General features: G+C 69.3%; 14 protein-coding genes and 1 pseudogene. 4 read left to right on the top strand and 11 right to left on the bottom strand.

What is annotated here, in order from left to right; translation table 11 throughout:
* Positions 1-36 precede the first annotated feature (36 nt).
* From MTAB308_RS21965 to MTAB308_RS21940, 6 genes are read right to left on the bottom strand one after another with little or no spacing between them, the layout of a single operon-like run.
* Complete coding sequence (locus MTAB308_RS21965; RefSeq protein WP_077102130.1) at positions 37-510, bottom strand: type II toxin-antitoxin system Rv0910 family toxin; 474 nt, start codon at positions 508-510, stop codon at positions 37-39.
* 4 nt (positions 511-514) lie between these two features.
* Positions 515-703 carry an antitoxin gene (locus tag MTAB308_RS21960; protein ID WP_077102128.1) on the bottom strand — a complete coding sequence of 63 codons (189 nt, stop codon included), beginning with the start codon at positions 701-703 and terminating at the stop codon, positions 515-517.
* A 34-nt stretch (positions 704-737) separates the two neighbouring features.
* Entirely contained in the window at positions 738-3,131 is a 2,394-nt protein-coding gene (locus MTAB308_RS21955; RefSeq protein WP_077102126.1) for a cation-translocating P-type ATPase, read from the bottom strand.
* Positions 3,128-4,720 (bottom strand): serine hydrolase, encoded by a 1,593-nt coding sequence (locus MTAB308_RS21950; RefSeq protein ID WP_077102124.1) that lies wholly within the window; start codon positions 4,718-4,720, stop codon positions 3,128-3,130. The genes MTAB308_RS21955 and MTAB308_RS21950 overlap by 4 nt, the downstream gene beginning before the upstream one ends.
* A 19-nt stretch (positions 4,721-4,739) precedes the next feature.
* The gene (locus MTAB308_RS21945) at positions 4,740-5,858 is read right to left on the bottom strand and encodes an MBL fold metallo-hydrolase (protein ID WP_077102122.1); all 1,119 of its coding nucleotides are present in this window, start codon (positions 5,856-5,858) and stop codon (positions 4,740-4,742) included.
* Between the two features lie 5 nt (positions 5,859-5,863).
* Entirely contained in the window at positions 5,864-6,598 is a 735-nt protein-coding gene (locus MTAB308_RS21940) for an enoyl-CoA hydratase (RefSeq protein ID WP_077102120.1), read from the bottom strand.
* Positions 6,599-6,624: 26 nt separating this feature from the next.
* Here MTAB308_RS21940 and MTAB308_RS21935 point away from each other — a divergent pair, with 26 nt between their 5' ends.
* Positions 6,625-8,109 (top strand): acetyl-coenzyme A carboxylase carboxyl transferase subunits beta/alpha, encoded by a 1,485-nt coding sequence (locus MTAB308_RS21935; protein WP_077102118.1) that lies wholly within the window; start codon positions 6,625-6,627, stop codon positions 8,107-8,109.
* Positions 8,110-8,171: 62 nt separating this feature from the next.
* On the opposite strand, the gene MTAB308_RS21930 is transcribed toward MTAB308_RS21935, so the two are convergent.
* The gene (locus MTAB308_RS21930; RefSeq protein ID WP_077102116.1) at positions 8,172-8,744 is read right to left on the bottom strand and encodes a TetR/AcrR family transcriptional regulator; all 573 of its coding nucleotides are present in this window, start codon (positions 8,742-8,744) and stop codon (positions 8,172-8,174) included.
* 98 nt (positions 8,745-8,842) lie between these two features.
* Between MTAB308_RS21930 and MTAB308_RS21925 the strand changes: the two genes are divergently transcribed.
* The 3 genes from MTAB308_RS21925 (at position 8,843) to MTAB308_RS21915 (ending at position 12,169) form a co-directional block, all read left to right on the top strand.
* A complete protein-coding gene (locus MTAB308_RS21925; protein WP_077102114.1) occupies positions 8,843-9,982 on the top strand; it encodes an FAD-dependent monooxygenase in 1,140 nt (379 codons plus the stop codon).
* Between the two features lie 109 nt (positions 9,983-10,091).
* Positions 10,092-10,802: a two-component system response regulator PrrA gene (gene prrA / locus MTAB308_RS21920; protein WP_096866189.1), complete on the top strand. Its 711-nt coding sequence runs from the start codon at positions 10,092-10,094 to the stop codon at positions 10,800-10,802.
* Positions 10,803-10,828: 26 nt separating this feature from the next.
* Positions 10,829-12,169 (top strand): HAMP domain-containing sensor histidine kinase, encoded by a 1,341-nt coding sequence (locus MTAB308_RS21915; protein WP_077102112.1) that lies wholly within the window; start codon positions 10,829-10,831, stop codon positions 12,167-12,169.
* 30 nt (positions 12,170-12,199) lie between these two features.
* Here MTAB308_RS21915 and arfC (MTAB308_RS30720) read toward each other — a convergent pair whose 3' ends face one another.
* The 4 genes and pseudogenes from arfC (MTAB308_RS30720) to arfA form a co-directional block, all read right to left on the bottom strand.
* The gene (gene arfC, locus MTAB308_RS30720; protein WP_483869906.1) at positions 12,200-13,378 is read right to left on the bottom strand and encodes a channel accessory protein ArfC, sunset domain variant; all 1,179 of its coding nucleotides are present in this window, start codon (positions 13,376-13,378) and stop codon (positions 12,200-12,202) included.
* Between the two features lie 351 nt (positions 13,379-13,729).
* Positions 13,730-13,819, bottom strand: a pseudogene (gene arfC, locus MTAB308_RS30715) (channel accessory protein ArfC); the annotation flags it as partial.
* On the bottom strand, positions 13,816-13,968 hold the full coding sequence (gene arfB / locus MTAB308_RS29365) for a channel accessory protein ArfB (RefSeq protein WP_173842215.1): 153 nt from the start codon (positions 13,966-13,968) through the stop codon (positions 13,816-13,818). The pseudogene arfC (MTAB308_RS30715) and the gene arfB, both read right to left, overlap by 4 nt.
* An 11-nt stretch (positions 13,969-13,979) precedes the next feature.
* A complete protein-coding gene (gene arfA / locus MTAB308_RS21905; RefSeq protein WP_425436297.1) occupies positions 13,980-14,951 on the bottom strand; it encodes a channel-forming protein ArfA/OmpATb in 972 nt (323 codons plus the stop codon).
* Positions 14,952-14,967 lie beyond the last annotated feature (16 nt).

Here is a 14,967-nt window from a genome sequence, read left to right as displayed (position 1 = left end):
ACTGGCGCGGACCCTAAAACTCATCGGCCGGAGCGATCAGCGACGGACGCCGCCGTCCCCGTTCGTGTGCGGATCGGGGGCGGTGAACACCCGGACGAAGTTCCGCAGCGACTGGTTGATGTCGCTGCGCAACGCGGCGGCGACGATCATGCCGATCGGCCCGAACAGCGCCGGGCCACCGAGGTGCACGTCGAAGCTGACGACGGAGCCCTCGTCCGCGGGTTGAACCTTGGCCAGCAGCTTGACCTTGACCCCGCCGACGCCATCCCCGTTGAGCGTCATGCCTTCCGGCGGCTTGTAGCGCACGACCGTCCACTTGATCCGGTTGTACATGCCCTTGACCTCGACGATCGACTCGACGACCGTCCCCTTGTCGATGTCGTCGGGCAGCGTGCTGCGCCACACCCGATGGATGGTCAGCCAGTCCTTGTACCGCGACAGGTCGGAGGCGTGCTTCCAGGCCACCTCGGGAGGCAGCGGTACGTCGATGGATCCGGATAGTTTCGCCATGCGCTCAGTTCTGCGGGTCGTTCTGGACGGCGGAATCGGCCGCTTTCTTGGCCTCTTCGGCCACCTTGTGGATGGTGTCCGAGTACTTTCCCTGCGTCCTGCCGTCGACGAATTCGCCGGCCTTGTCTATCGCGGTCTCGACCTTGTCGGCGTTTTGCGCCAACAGGTCCTTGGCCTTGTCCAGGAATCCCATCTGCGTGTCCCTTCCCGAGGATTCGCCCGGGATTTTACTTGGCGGCCGTCACCGGCTCGCGCCACAGCCGCGGCTGCACCCCCAGCATCCTGGCCCGGATCCACCACGTCGCCTCGATCGCGGCGGCGCCCAGCGCCCCGATCCCCAGGGCGCTCGAAGTCAGAAGCAGATTGGACGGGTCGAGCAAAAACTTCTGCTGGGCCAGCGGGATGCTGAAGATCACCACGTACGCCAGGCCGGAGAACACGACCAGCGCCACCCGCCACCACTGGTAGGGGCGTGCCGCCACCGCGAGCACCCAGAGCGCGCTGACCAGCAACGTGATCAGCGCCGCGGTCGAGGCCTGGTCCTGCTCCCGGAACGTGGCGTGCCGGCCGTGGTAGGCCACCAGATAGGACGCGAAGGTCGCGACGCCGACCACCAGCCCCGACGGCAGGGCGGAGGTCAGCACGCGGCGCACGAAGCCGGGATAGGCGCGTTCGTTGTTGGGCGCCAGCGACAGGATGAACGACGGGATCCCGATGGTGAACCACGCCGCGATGGTGACGTGGATCGGCTGGAACGGGTACAGCAGGGGGTCGGCGTGGAGGGGCTTGGCGAGCAGGCATTCGATGCCCACCAACAGCGCCAGCAGCACCGAGTACACCGTCTTGGTCAGGAACAGGGTGGCGACCCGCTCGATGTTGCCGATCACCCGCCGGCCCTCGCCGACCACGTAGGGCAGCGTGGCAAACCTGTTGTCCAGCAAGACGATCTGGGCCACCGCGCGCGAGGCCGGGCTGCCGGCGCCCATGGCGACGCCGATATCGGCGTCCTTGAGGGCCAGCACGTCGTTGACGCCGTCGCCGGTCATCGCGACGGTGTGGCCGTGCGATTGCAGGGCGCGCACGATGGCGCGCTTCTGGTCGGGCCGCACCCGGCCGAAAGTGGTGTGATCGTCCAGCGCGTCGGCCAGTTCCGCCGGTTCGGTGGGCAGTCGGCGCGCGTCCATCGCGTCGCCACGCAGCCCGAGCTTGCCCGCGACGGCGCCCACCGACACCGCGTTGTCGCCGGAGATCACCTTGACCGAAACATCTTGGGCGGCAAAATAGTCCAGCGTCTCGCGAGCGTCGGGTCGCACCTTCTGCTCGAGCACCACCAGCGCGACCGGCGTGACCCGGCCCGGCGCCGCCGGATCATCCACCCCCGACTCGGAGCGACCCAGCAGCAGCACCCGCAGCCCTCGCGCCCCGATCCCCTCCGCCCGTTGCGCTTCGGCCGACGCCGGATCCAGCAGCACGTCCGGCGCGCCGATCACCCAGTCGCCGCGATCGCGAAAGGACACGCCGCTCCACTTGGTGGCCGACTTGAACGGGGCGGTGGCGGTGGGCGTCCACCCGGGCGGCCGGTCATACGTCGCGGCGATGGCCCGCATGCTCGCGTTGGGGCGGGCGTCTTGCGCGGCCAGCGCGGCCAGCGCGTCGGCGACCGCTTCGGACTGCGCGGCGCCGACCTCGATGACCTCGGCCACCCGCATGCCGCTTTCGGTGAGGGTGCCGGTCTTGTCGGCGCACACCACGTCGACCCGCGCCAGGCCCTCGATGGCGGGCAATTCCTGCACCAGGCATTGGCGTTGCCCCAGCCGGATGACCCCGACCGCGAACGCCACCGACGTCAGCAGGACCAACCCCTCGGGCACCATGGGCACCAGCGCGCCGACCGTCCGCAGCACGGACTGCCGCCACCCGGCGTGCGTGGTGAAGAACTGCGTGTAGATGGTCAGCAGACCGGCCGGCACCAGCAGGTAGGTGACGAACTGCAGGATGCGGTTGATCCCGTTGCGCAGTTCGGATTTCACCAAGCTGAACTTCCGGGCCTCTTCGGCGAGCTTGGCGGCGTAGGCCTCCGGGCCGACCTTGGTGGCGCGGTAGGCGCCGATGCCGGTGACGACGAAGCTGCCCGACATCACCCCGTCGGTCGGTTCCTTGGTGATCGGGTCGGCTTCGCCGGTCAGCAGCGACTCGTCCACCTCGAGGTTCTCCCCCTCGACGATCTCGCCGTCGACGACGACCTGATCCCCGGGGCCGAGCTCGATGATGTCGTCGAGCACGACCTCGCCCGGCAGCAGCGTTCGGGTGCCGGATTGCCTGCGCACCAACGGTTTCGCCTGCCCGACGATCGCGAGCTTGTCCAGCGTCTGCTTGGCGCGGATCTCCTGGACCATGCCGATGACGCTGTTGGCGACGATGAGCAGGCCGAACAGCCCGTTGATGACCGAGCCCGTCACCAGCACGATCGCGAGCAGCACGCCCAGGATCGCATTGATCCGGGTGAAGACGTTGGCCCGAACGATCGCCGCCACGCTGCGGGTGGCGCGTTCCGGGACGGCGTTGCTCTTGCCCGCGGCCACCCGCTGTGCCACCTCGGCATCGGTCAGGCCCGCGATCATCGGGTGAACGTTCCCAGCTTGTCGGAGTCGAAGTACTCCAGGTTCAGGGTGGGCGCCGGCGAACCGGAAAAGGTGGCCTTGGAAATGGTTCCAGGCGGGGCGTTTTCGTCGGTCACCGGGAAGGTGAACGTGTCACCGTCCCAGTGCGCCAACGTGAACGTCCGGTTCTTCGGCCCCAGCGACAGCTGCAAGGCGCCGTCGCGTGCTGTCACGACGGCCGGGCCCCAATAGTCGCTGACGTAGACGCCGGCGTAGTCGCCGAGCGGTCTGGGCGGCGCGGGGTTGGCCGGGGGCTGCTTGCCTAACAGTGAGCCTTCGGGGTTGTTCATCCAGCCGATCGCCTGCCTGTACAGGTCAGCCCAGTTCTCGCGAATCTGACCGTACTGCACCAGATCCATGAACTCGGCGGTCAGCGTCTCCGGTACGCCGATGGGTGCGGCGTTGGTGAGCGCGATGATGCCCAGGTCCTCGGACGGCATCACCACGAAGTTCGTCGCCTCCCCCAACGAGAAAGCGCCGGAATGGCTGTATTCCGTGCGGCCCGACGAGGCCACCGACACGTTGAAACCGTACCCGTAGAAGCCGGAGCGCGCCTTGGGTGTGGTTGCGGGAACCGATACGACCTGCGCGGTGGTCGCCGGCAGCAGCGCCTCGGGTGACACGATGCGCTGACCTTGATAAGTCCCGTTGCCCAGCAACATGATCAGCCAGCGCGCCATGTCGTTGACCGACGAGCTCACCCCGCCCGCGGCCGACTGGGGATCCGGATCGCGTTGAAAGCGCGGCTCCCACTTGTCGCCGACCTTGACGTGGTTGGCGGCGCGGTTTGGCCTGGCGAGGAAATCGGCGAAGCGCGAACTCGTGGCCGCCATGCCCAGTGGGCGGTACAGCACCTCGTCGGAGAGGGCCTCCCACGGCCTGCCCGCCGCGGCCGCCACCGCGTCGGCGGCGGCGGTCACGCCGAAGTTGGTGTAGGCGTAGCTGTTTCGAAACGGCGCGAGCGGCAGATACTTCAGGCGCTCGAGCACCTGCCGGCGGTCGTAGCCCAGATCCTCCAGTTTGTCACCGGCGTGGTCGGGCAACCCGGAACGGTGCGAATACAGGTCGGCGATCGTCGCGTGGCCGGTGACATAGGGATCGCCCAGCGCGAACCACGGCAGCTTGGACACCACGGGCGTGTCCCAGGCGACGACGTTGGCGCTGACTTCGTGTGCCACCACCGTCGCGCCGACCGATTTGGACACCGACGCCAACTGGAAGACGGTGTCGGCGTCGACCTTATTGTCTTCTGCGTCACCCTTGCTTGTATTTCTGGTCCCAAATCCCTTGGCATATACGGTCTTTCCGCCGTGGACGATGGCCACCGCCATGCCGGGGATGCCGGTGCTCTTCATCAGATCACCGACCAGGCCGTCGACCTTCGCGACGGCGTCGTCGATGCGCCCGGCGGGGATCTCGACGCCCGACACCTCGTTGGGCGGCGCCCCAGATGGGGCGGGCGGCGGCGAGGACGCCGGTGGCGCGGGCCGGCAGCCCGTCAACGCGAGCAAGGCCAGCGCCACAGCGGCCGTCGCCGCGCGTTTCGTCATGGCGGAACTCTAACGTGGGTTAGAGCCGCCACCACGGGTTGAATCTGCGGGGCGCGGCGGGATCGATGCGCTGGCCCGGTACGGGCACCGCCACCTGTACACCTACGGGCTCAGCCGCCTTCAACACCCGCTCGACCGGCTCGGCCCACGGGTGCGGGGCCAGCCGGAAGGTGCCCCAATGGATGGGGATCAGCAGCCCCGAGCCCGAGTCGGTAACGTCCAGGTGCGCCCGTACCGCCTCCTCGGGGTTCATGTGGATGTCCGGCCATGCCGTGTTGTACGCCCCGACGGGCAGCAGGGTCAGGTCGAACGGGCCATGGTCGGCCCCGATCTGCGCGAAGCTCTTGGTGTAGCCGGTGTCGCCGCCGAAATACGCGCGATGGCTCGGGCCAAGAAACGCCCACGACGCCCACAGCGTGGTGTTGCGATCCAGGAAGCGACCCGAAAAGTGCCGCGCCGGCATGCAAATCACGGTGAGCTGGTCCAGCTTCGCGCCCTGATGCCAGTCGAGCTCGACGATGCGGTGCTCGGGGATTCCCCACGCGCGCAGGTGGGCGCCGACCCCGAGCGGCACGAAAAACGGGGCCCGCTGCGTGTGCGCCAAGGCGATGACCGTGTCGATGTCGAGGTGGTCGTAGTGGTCGTGGCTGATCACCACCGCATCGACGGCGGGCAGCCCCTCCAGTTGCACGGGCGGCGGATGCAGCCGCTGCGGGCCGACGATGTCCGACGGCGAGCATCGGTCGCTCCAGACCGGATCGGTGAGCACCCGGTAACCGTCGATCTCCACCAGCGCCGTCGAGTGGCCGAACCAGCTGACGGCCAGCCGGCTGGCGGCGCCGTCGAAGATTTCCGGCGCGGCCAACGGGATCGGCCCTTTCGGCCGGCTGCCGCCGCGCCCGGCCAGCAGCTCCCACACGATCAGCCGCAACTCCTCGCGGTCCATCTGGTAGATCGAGGCGGGGTCGAGGTTGACGAACTCGCCGTCGGAGTAGTTGGGCGACGCCTCCGCCACCGCCCGGATCGCCGCGGGCGACGCGCCGAGGGCGGACGGGGCGCCGTGCAGCGCGCGCAGCAGCCAACCGCCGGCCGCCAGCGAGGCCGTGCCGGCGGCCAGTCGTAGCGCCCCCCGCGGCATGACTGTCAGGCTCCTTGAAACTTCGGTGGTCGCTTCTCGACGCGTGCGACCTGCGCCTCGATCACGTCCTGGCTGGCCCACGCCCGGTCGAAGAGCTCCTTGTGCTCCGGCCAGGCTTCCTGGATGGCGCCGTCGTCGTTGAGCACCCGCTTGGCATGCTCTATCGCCAGCGGCGCCAGGCCCGCGACCTCGGCGGCCCAGGCCTGGGCGTCGGCCAGCGTCCCGATGCGGTTGACCATTCCGGTCTGCAGCGCCACCTCGGTGGTGAGCTTCTCCGCGGTCAGCAGCATGGCGCGAGCCCGCCCGTGGCCGACCAGCGACGACAGCCGCCGGATGCTCCAGTTGTCCAGGGCCAGGCCGTATTTCGCGGTCGGAAACTGAAAGAACGCGTCCGGCGCGGCGACCCGCAGATCGCATTGCATGGCCAGCTGCAAACCGGCGCCGATGGCGGGGCCGTTGATGGCCCCGATCACCACGATCGGAGCGGCGTCCATGACTTTGTGCAGCTCGATGAGCCGGGCGGGATAGTCGGCGGCGAAGGCGTCCCCGGACAGATCCGCGCCGGCGCAGAACACGGTGCCCTGGCCGGTCAGCACGATTGCGCGGGTCGATCCGTCGTCGCCGGCCTTCTGGATGGCCTCCCGCAGCTCGTCGACGAGCTGGGAGTTCAGGGCATTGCGACGCTCGGGGCGCTGCAGCTCGATGGTCATAACGGCTTCGGTCTGGGTCACGCCGATCATTAACCCACCCTATATAGCCTCGTCTGGTGACTCGCACCACGACCGGCCAGCTGCTGGACGCCGTGCTCGACGAGGGCTCGTTTGTCAGCTGGGACAGCGCTCCGTTGGCGGTTCCCGTGTCGGATTCCTACGCGCTCGAGCTGGCCGACGCGCGCGCCGCCACCGGCCGGGACGAAGCGGTGCTCACCGGCGAGGGCCGCATATCCGGGCGCCGCGTGGCGGTGGTCGTGTGCGAGTTCGACTTCCTCGGCGGCTCGATCGGGGTGGCCGCGGCCGAACGAATCACCGCCGCCGTGGAACGGGCGACCGCCGACCGGCTGCCCCTGCTGGCCTCGCCCAGCTCCGGCGGCACCCGCATGCAGGAGGGCACGGTCGCGTTTTTGCAGATGGTGAAGATCGCGGCGGCCGTCACGCTGCACAAGCGCGCGCACCTGCCCTACCTGGTCTACCTGCGCCACCCGACCACCGGTGGGGTGTTCGCCTCGTGGGGGTCGCTGGGCCACATCACCGTCGCCGAGCCGGGCGCCCTGATCGGCTTCCTCGGGCCCCGGGTGTACGAGCTGCTTTACGGCGAGCCCTTCCCGGCCGGAATCCAGACCGCGGAAAACTTGCAGCGCCACGGCGTGATCGACGGCGTCGTCCCGCTCGGGGAGCTGCGCCGCACGGTCGAGCGCGCACTGCGGGTGATTGCCGATCCGCCCGAGCCGCTGCCCGATCCCGAGCCGCCCGAGCCGACGCCCGAGGTGCCGGCGTGGGACTCCGTCGTGGCGTCGCGACGGCCCGACCGCCCCGGTGTCGGCGTTCTGCTGCGGCACGGCGCCACCGACTGCGTGCTGCTGTCCGGGACGGGCGGCGGGGAGGCGGCGACCACGCTGCTGGCGCTGGCCCGCTTCAACGGCCAGCCCACCGTGGTCCTCGGCCAGCAGCGTGGTCCGGGCGGGTCGGAAATGGGCGGGGTGGGGCCGGCGGCGCTGCGCGAGGCCCGTCGCGGCATGGCGCTGGCCGCCGAGCTGCGCCTGCCGCTGGTGCTGCTGATCGACGCGGCCGGACCGGCGCTGTCGGCCGAGGCCGAGGAGGACGGGTTGGCCGGCCAGATCGCCCAATGCCTGGCCGAGCTCGTCACGCTGGAGACGCCGACGGTGTCGGTCCTGCTGGGCCAGGGCAGCGGCGGACCGGCGCTGGCGATGGTGCCCGCCGACCGTGTGCTGGCCGCGCTGCACGGCTGGCTGGCGCCGCTGCCGCCTGAGGGGGCCAGCGCGATCGTGTTCCGCGACACCGCCCACGCTCCCGAACTTGCCGGCGCACAAGGGATTCGGTCGGCCGACCTGCTGGCCTCCGGAATTGTCGACGCCATCGTGCCCGAGCATCCCGACGCCGCCGACGAGCCGGTCGAGTTCAGCCAACGACTGTCGCGCGCCATCGCCGCGGAGGTGCGGGCGCTGCGCGAGACGCCGCCGGCGGAGCGCTTGGACGCGCGCCTGCGCCGTTACCGCCGCATCGGGCTGCGTTGAATCCGGACGCCTCCGCGACACGTAAACCACGCACACGACACGCCGGAAAACGTCGCAATGGCTTATGTCTCGGCGACGGCGGCGTCGTCGTCGGGCAGCCCGAGGTAACGCTGGACCGTCGGCCCGAGCCACTCGACGATCTCGTCGCGCGTCATCTCGACGACCGGAGGCAGCCGTAACACGAAGCGGCACAGCGCCATACCGAGGATCTGCGTGGCGATCAGCCCGGCCCGCACACCGGATTCCCCGGCGGGCACCAGGGTGGCGACCAGCGGCTGCAGCTGGGCCCCGAAGATCTCGTGCATCCGTTGCGCGGCTTCGCCGTTGGTGGCGCTGGAGCGCAGCAGGATGACCAGCGCCTCGTCGCCCTCCCAGCGTTCGAGGAAGTGCCGAACCACCGACCGCCCGATCTGCGTCCGGTCAGCCGAGGCCAAGTTCGGAAACCTCAGGTCAAAGTCCGCCGCCGCGGCGAACAGCTTGTCCTTGCTGCCGTAGTACCGCATCACCATCGCGGGATCGACCCCCGCGTCGGCGGCGATGGCCCGGATGGTGGCGGCCTGGAACCCGGACGCGCCGAACCGCTCGCGAGCCGCCGTCAGGATGGCCGCCTTGGTTTCTTCCGACGATCTCCGCATGTCAACAATTGTAGGCCAACAATTGTTGACATCCACGCATCGGAGCGCCAGCATGGGGGTATGCCAACAAGCGTTGACTTGACAGAAAGGAGCCAACGATGAACGACACCGACGTCCTAGTGGTCGGCGCCGGGCCCACTGGCCTCGCGCTCGGCACTGCGCTGATCGCCCGCGGGGTGCGGGCGGTCCTGGTGGACCGGCTGGCCGAGGGGCAGAACACCACTCGCGCGGCCGCGGTGAACTCCCGCACCCTGGAGGTGCTGGAGGATCTCGACGTGGCCCGGCGAATGGTCAAAGCGGGCCTGATCGCGCCGCGATTCACGATCCGGCAGGGCCGGCGCATCCTCATGCCCGTCGACTTCAGCGCGCTGCCGGCAAAGCATCCGTACACCTTGATGCTGTCGCAGGCCGACACCGAACGGCTGCTGTTGGAGCGCCTGCACGAACTCGGCGGCGAGGTGATTCGGCCGAAGACCTTGAGCCGCGTCGCCCAGGACCGCGATGGCGTCACCGCGACCTTCGACGACGGCGAGACCATCCGGGCCGGCTATGTCGTCGGGGCCGACGGCATGCACAGCACGGTCCGCGAACACGCCGGAATCGGTTTCACCGGAGGCGAATTCGCCGAATCGTTCGCGCTCGCCGACGTCCGGCTGGCCGGCGAGGCGCCCCGCGCCGAGGTGATCCTGTTCTATGCCCGGGACGGCCTGAACGTGCTCGCGCCGCTGCCTGGCGACACCTTCCGCATCGTCGCACCGGTCGCGAACGCACCGAAGGAGCCGTCGGTGGAATTCGTCCAGGAGTTGCTGGACACCCGGGGCTTCGGGCCCGGCGAATTGAAGGTCACCGAGTTGCTGTGGGGGACGCGGTTCCACATCCATCACCGCGTCGCCGACAGCTACCGGACCGGCCGGCTGCTGCTTGCCGGCGACGCCGCCCACGTGCACAGCCCCGCCGGTGGTCAGGGCATGAACCTCGGTATCGCCGACGCGATCTCATTGAGCGGCGCGCTCACGGACGTCGTGCGCGGGGGGTCCGACGCCGCCCTGGACGCCTACGCCGCCGCCCAGCGCGGGCGGGCCGAGCAGGTGCTGAAACTGACCGGGCGGCTGACCCGCGTCTCCACCCTGCCGCGCCCGCTGCGCCCGATCCGCAATTCGGGAATGCGCCTGGCCGCGCGGGTCCCCGCCGTGCGCCGACAGCTGGCGGTGCAGCTGAGCGGCCTGGGGCGCCGTTGACGACGGTGGGCGAAACGCAAAAGTCCCTAATCGTGACCTCTTTAGGGGCCTTTTGCGTCTGCTCGCGCCAGGTCGCGCCTCCCACCGCCGAAAGCGGCGATCCGGCACAATGGGCCGCATGGACACTGGTGCCACCTCGCCTCGGGTCTTGGTCGTCGACGACGACTCCGACGTGCTCGCCTCGCTGGAACGCGGCCTGCGCCTGTCCGGGTTCGAGGTATCGACGGCGGTCGACGGCGCCGAGGCCCTGCGCAGCGCCACCGAGACGCGACCGGACGCGATCGTGCTCGACATCAACATGCCCGTCCTGGACGGCGTCAGTGTCGTCACGGCGCTGCGGGCCATGGACAACGACGTGCCGGTCTGCGTTCTGTCCGCGCGCAGCTCCGTCGACGACCGGGTGGCGGGGCTGGAGGCCGGCGCCGACGATTACCTGGTCAAGCCGTTCGTGCTGGCCGAGCTGGTAGCGCGGGTGAAGGCGCTGCTGCGCCGCCGCGGCTCCACCGCGACCTCTTCCTCCGAAACCATCACGGTCGGACCGCTGGAGGTGGATATCCCCGGCCGCCGCGCTCGGGTGAACGGCGTCGACGTCGACCTGACCAAGCGGGAATTCGACCTGCTCGCGGTGCTGGCCGAGCACAAGACCGCGGTGCTGTCCCGCGCCCAGCTGCTGGAGCTGGTGTGGGGGTATGACTTCGCCGCCGACACCAACGTCGTCGACGTGTTCATCGGCTACCTGCGCCGCAAGCTGGAGGCCAACGGCGGACCCCGGCTGCTGCACACCGTCCGCGGGGTCGGGTTCGTGCTGCGAATGCAGTAGCCATGCAGTGACCAGATGACGCGGCCATGAACCTTCTGTCCCGGATCTTTGCCCGTACGCCCTCGCTGCGGACCCGGGTGGTGCTCGCGACGGCCATCGGCGCCGCGATCCCGGTGCTCATCGTCGGCGCCGTGGTCTGGGTCGGAATCACCAACGACCGCAAGGAGCGGCTCGACCGCCGGCTCGACGAGGCGGCCGGTTTCGCGATCCCCTTCCTGCCGCGCGGCCTCGACGAAATCCCGCGTTCGCCCAACGACCGCGACGCCATCATGACGATCCGGCGCGGCAACCTGGTGAAGTCGAATTCCGATGTCACGCTGCCCAAGCTGGACGTCGACTATGGCGACGCCTACGTCAACGGCGTGCGTTACCGGGTCCGGACGGTGGAGATTCCCGGGCCCGGGCCCAGTTCGCTCGCCGTCGGCGCGACGTATGACGCCACCGTCGCCGAGACCAACAACCTGCATCGCCGGGTGATGCTGATCTGCGGATTCGCCATCGGCGCGGCCGCGGTGTTCGCGTGGCTGCTGGCCGTGTTCGCGGTGCGCCCGTTCAAGCAGCTCGCCCAGCAGACCCGATTGATCGACGCCGGGGACGAGGCGCCGCGCGTCGAAGTGCACGGCGCCAGCGAGGCCGTCGAGATCGCCGAGGCGATGCGGGGCATGCTGCAGCGCATCTGGGACGAGCAGATCCGGACCAAGGAGGCGCTCGAATCGGCGCGTGACTTCGCGGCGGTGTCCTCCCACGAGCTGCGCACCCCGCTCACCGCGATGCGCACCAATCTCGAGGTGCTGTCCACCCTGGACCTGGCCGACGACCAGCGCAAAGAAGTGCTCAACGACGTCATCCGCACCCAGTCGCGGATCGAGGCCACCCTGAGCGCGCTGGAGCGGTTGGCCCAGGGCCAGCTGTCGACGTCGGACGATCAGGTGCCGGTCGACATCACCGAGTTGCTCGACCGCGCCGCACACGACGCGATGCGGGTCTACCCGGAACTCGAAGTGTCGCTGGTGCCTTCGCCAACCTGCATCATCGTGGGGCTGCCGGCCGGGTTGCGGCTGGCCGTCGACAACGCGATCGCCAACGCCGTCAAACACGGTGGCGCGACCCGGGTTCAGCTGTCGGCGGTCAGCTCGCGGGCGGGGGTGGAAATCGCCGTCGACGACAACGGCAGCGGCGTTCCGGAGTCCGAGCGCCAGGTGGTGTTCGAGCGGTTCTCGCGGGGTTCGACCGCCTCGCATTCGGGCTCGGGCCTGGGGCTGGCCTTGGTGGCCCAGCAGGCCCACCTGCACGGCGGGACGGCGTCGCTGGAGGACAGCCCCCTGGGCGGCGCCCGGCTGCTGCTGCGCATCCCCGCGCCGAGCTGACGCTGCACCGAACGTCGAGCCGTTGCGGCGTTACTTCCTCGAACTCTTGCGCCACGGCGTGAAACAGGCCCGCGCCGCGCACTCTTCGTCCTTGAACCAGACCTGGGCGACGGTCGGATCGTAGGTCTCGTCATCGGGCGTGTAGTAAAGCCGGGTGTCCGAACGGCCCTTCACCAGCCAACCCGCGGGCCCGCCGCCGTCGGGGGTGGCGCGGGCCGAGCCGGGGCCGTAGGGCTCATACGGCAGGACGGGCGTCCACGAGGTGGGCGACTCCGCGGCGACCGGCGGCTTCCTCGGCGGCGGCTGCTTGCCGGCCGGCGCCTTTTTCACCGGGCGCCCCTTGGCGCCCGGTGGCCTTTTGCCGGGCGGAATCTTCTTGCCGGGTGGCACCTTCCGCGGCGGCGACTTGCGCGCGCCCGGAACTCTCTTCGCCGGTGCCCCTTTGGCGGGCGGGCGAGCCTTCTTCGCCGGGGCCTTCTTCGGTGCGGGGCGCTCGGCCTTGGGCTCTTTGGCAGCCGCGGCCCTCTTGGCCAGGAACCGCTTGATGAACGAAAACCTAAGCTTGGGAGTCTTTTTCGCCTCCGGAGCCGTCGTAGGCTCGTCCGCGACGGGAAGCTCCACGGCCGGCGACTCCTCCGCGACGGGAAGCTCCACGGCCGGCGACTCCTCCGCGACGGGAAGCTCCACGGGCGCCGCCTCTTCCGCGACGGAAAGCTCCACGGGCGGCGACTCCTCCGCGACGGAAAGCTCCACGGGCGCCGCCTCTTCCGCGACGGGAAGCTCCACGGGCGCCGCCTCTTCCGCGACGGAAAGCTCCACGGGCGGTGGCTCCTCCGCGACGGGAAGCTCCACGGGCGCCGCCTCTTCCGCGACGGAAAGCTCCACGGGCGGCGACTCCTCCGCGACGGAAAGCTCCACGGGCGGTGGCTCCTCCGCGACGGAAAGCTCCACGGGCGGCGACTCCTCCGCGACGGGAAGCTCCACGGGCGCCGCCTCTTCCGCGACGGAAAGCTCCGTGGCCGGTGGCTCCTCCGCGACGGGAATGATTGTCGTCGCTGGCTTTCGCTCTGCGAGGAGGTCCATAACCGGCGACTCTGCGGCGGCGGGAATCTCCGTCGCCGGCGACTCGTCCGCGACGGCAAGTGCCGGCGCCGGCGACTCTTGCTCCACCGGAATCGCGATCGTCGGGTGTTCCTCGACCGGGATCATCGTCGTGGGTTGTTCTTGCTCGATGGGAGTCGCCGTCGCCGGTGACTCGTCCGCGACGGCAAGCTCCGGCGCCGGCGACTCTTGCTCCACCGGAATCGCGATCGTCGGGTGTTCCTCGACCGGAATCTGTTCCTCGACCGGAATCTTTGTGGTCGGCGGTTCTTCCTCGAAGGGAATCACACTTGTCGGCGACTCCTTCTCGACGGGGAGTGTGGTAGTCAGCGCGTCGTCGTCGGCCGGGACGTCGATCGCGAAGAACTCGTACGGGGCCGGAATCCTGGTCGTGGCCGGCTCAGGCTCGACGTCCGCGGCGGCGGCCAACGCATCCGCCGGCGCCGCCGCTGGCAGCGGACGTTTGACGGGGCGGACCGCGAGCGCGAGCGTCAACACCAAACCCATCACAAAAGAGAGCCCGAGGAGCAACCAGTGCACGTGGCTCATCGCTCTCCGCCTATCCCGCCACCCGCCGGCGCGGCAGGGACGTCGTCAACGTCGACACGTTTGTTCATGATGTTGGCGACCACCCGGGCAACGGCCGAGCCCGCCACGAAAGCGAGGAGGTACCACAACCACTGGATCACGAAATCCATGCCGGATCTCCTTAACTGACAACGATTTCGACGCGACGGTTCTTGGCGCGGCCCTCCGCCGTGTCGTTCGGCGCGATGGGGTTTGCCGAACCGAGACCCTTGACGACCAGCTGGGGGGCGGCGACGCCACGGGCAACAAGAAAATCGGCGACTTTCTGGGCCCGTTGGGTGCTCAAAGGAATGTTGATCGCCTCGACGCCCGAATTGTCGGCGTAGCCGTTGAGCGCCACGTGCGCGGTCGGGCACGCCTTGAGCTTTTCCGACACCTGGGTCAGTACCGGCTCATCGGCCGGGGTCAGGCTGAACCCGTCGGTCGCGAACGCAATCGGCCCGCCCGTCTCAGCGGTGATCGCCACCTGCAGGTCGTTGCACTGCGCGGCGGCCGGCGCCGCGGGCGGCGGGGCCTGCCCGTTGATCACGAGCTTGTCAACGACGTTGAGATTGGACCAGATGCGCACCGCCTCTAGGTGGGCGGTGTTGTTCTGGTCCTGAGATGCGGCGGTGCCGGCGAAAGTGATGGTGTCCCCGCTCACCGTGAGGCTGAAATCGGGAATCGAGGCGATGTCTTTGAAAAATGCCCCGGCCTTTGCGAAGTCGAGCGCGTCGATATTGGGATTGATGCGTATTTGGTCGACGATGTTGACGCCCGGCGGCAGCGCCCCATTAAGCGCCCTCAGCAACGCGGCTTTGGCGGAGTCGTCGGGAAAATCCCCGCTGAGGGTAAAGCTATTGCCGTTTCGGGTAATTGAGAGCGGCGCCAGGGCCAGCTTCGACGCGGCGGGCCTGCTCGTCGGCGCCGCAACGGCCGGCCCATGAGCGGATCGGGGTCGCTCGAACGCGCCGTAACCGATTGCCGCAATCAGCAACGGAATAACCACGACACCAATCATCCACGGAAGGCCGAGCGACCGCCCGTGCAATTCCGGATCCGGTCCCAAGTCGGTATCTGCGGGCGCTTGCCGCAAATCCACCCCTAACCCCACTATTGCCCCCTCCGTC

The organism is Mycobacterium terramassiliense, from assembly GCF_900157385.1.
GTDB lineage: Bacteria > Actinomycetota > Actinomycetes > Mycobacteriales > Mycobacteriaceae > Mycobacterium > Mycobacterium terramassiliense.
This window is presented reverse-complemented; position numbering and strand designations above follow the sequence as displayed.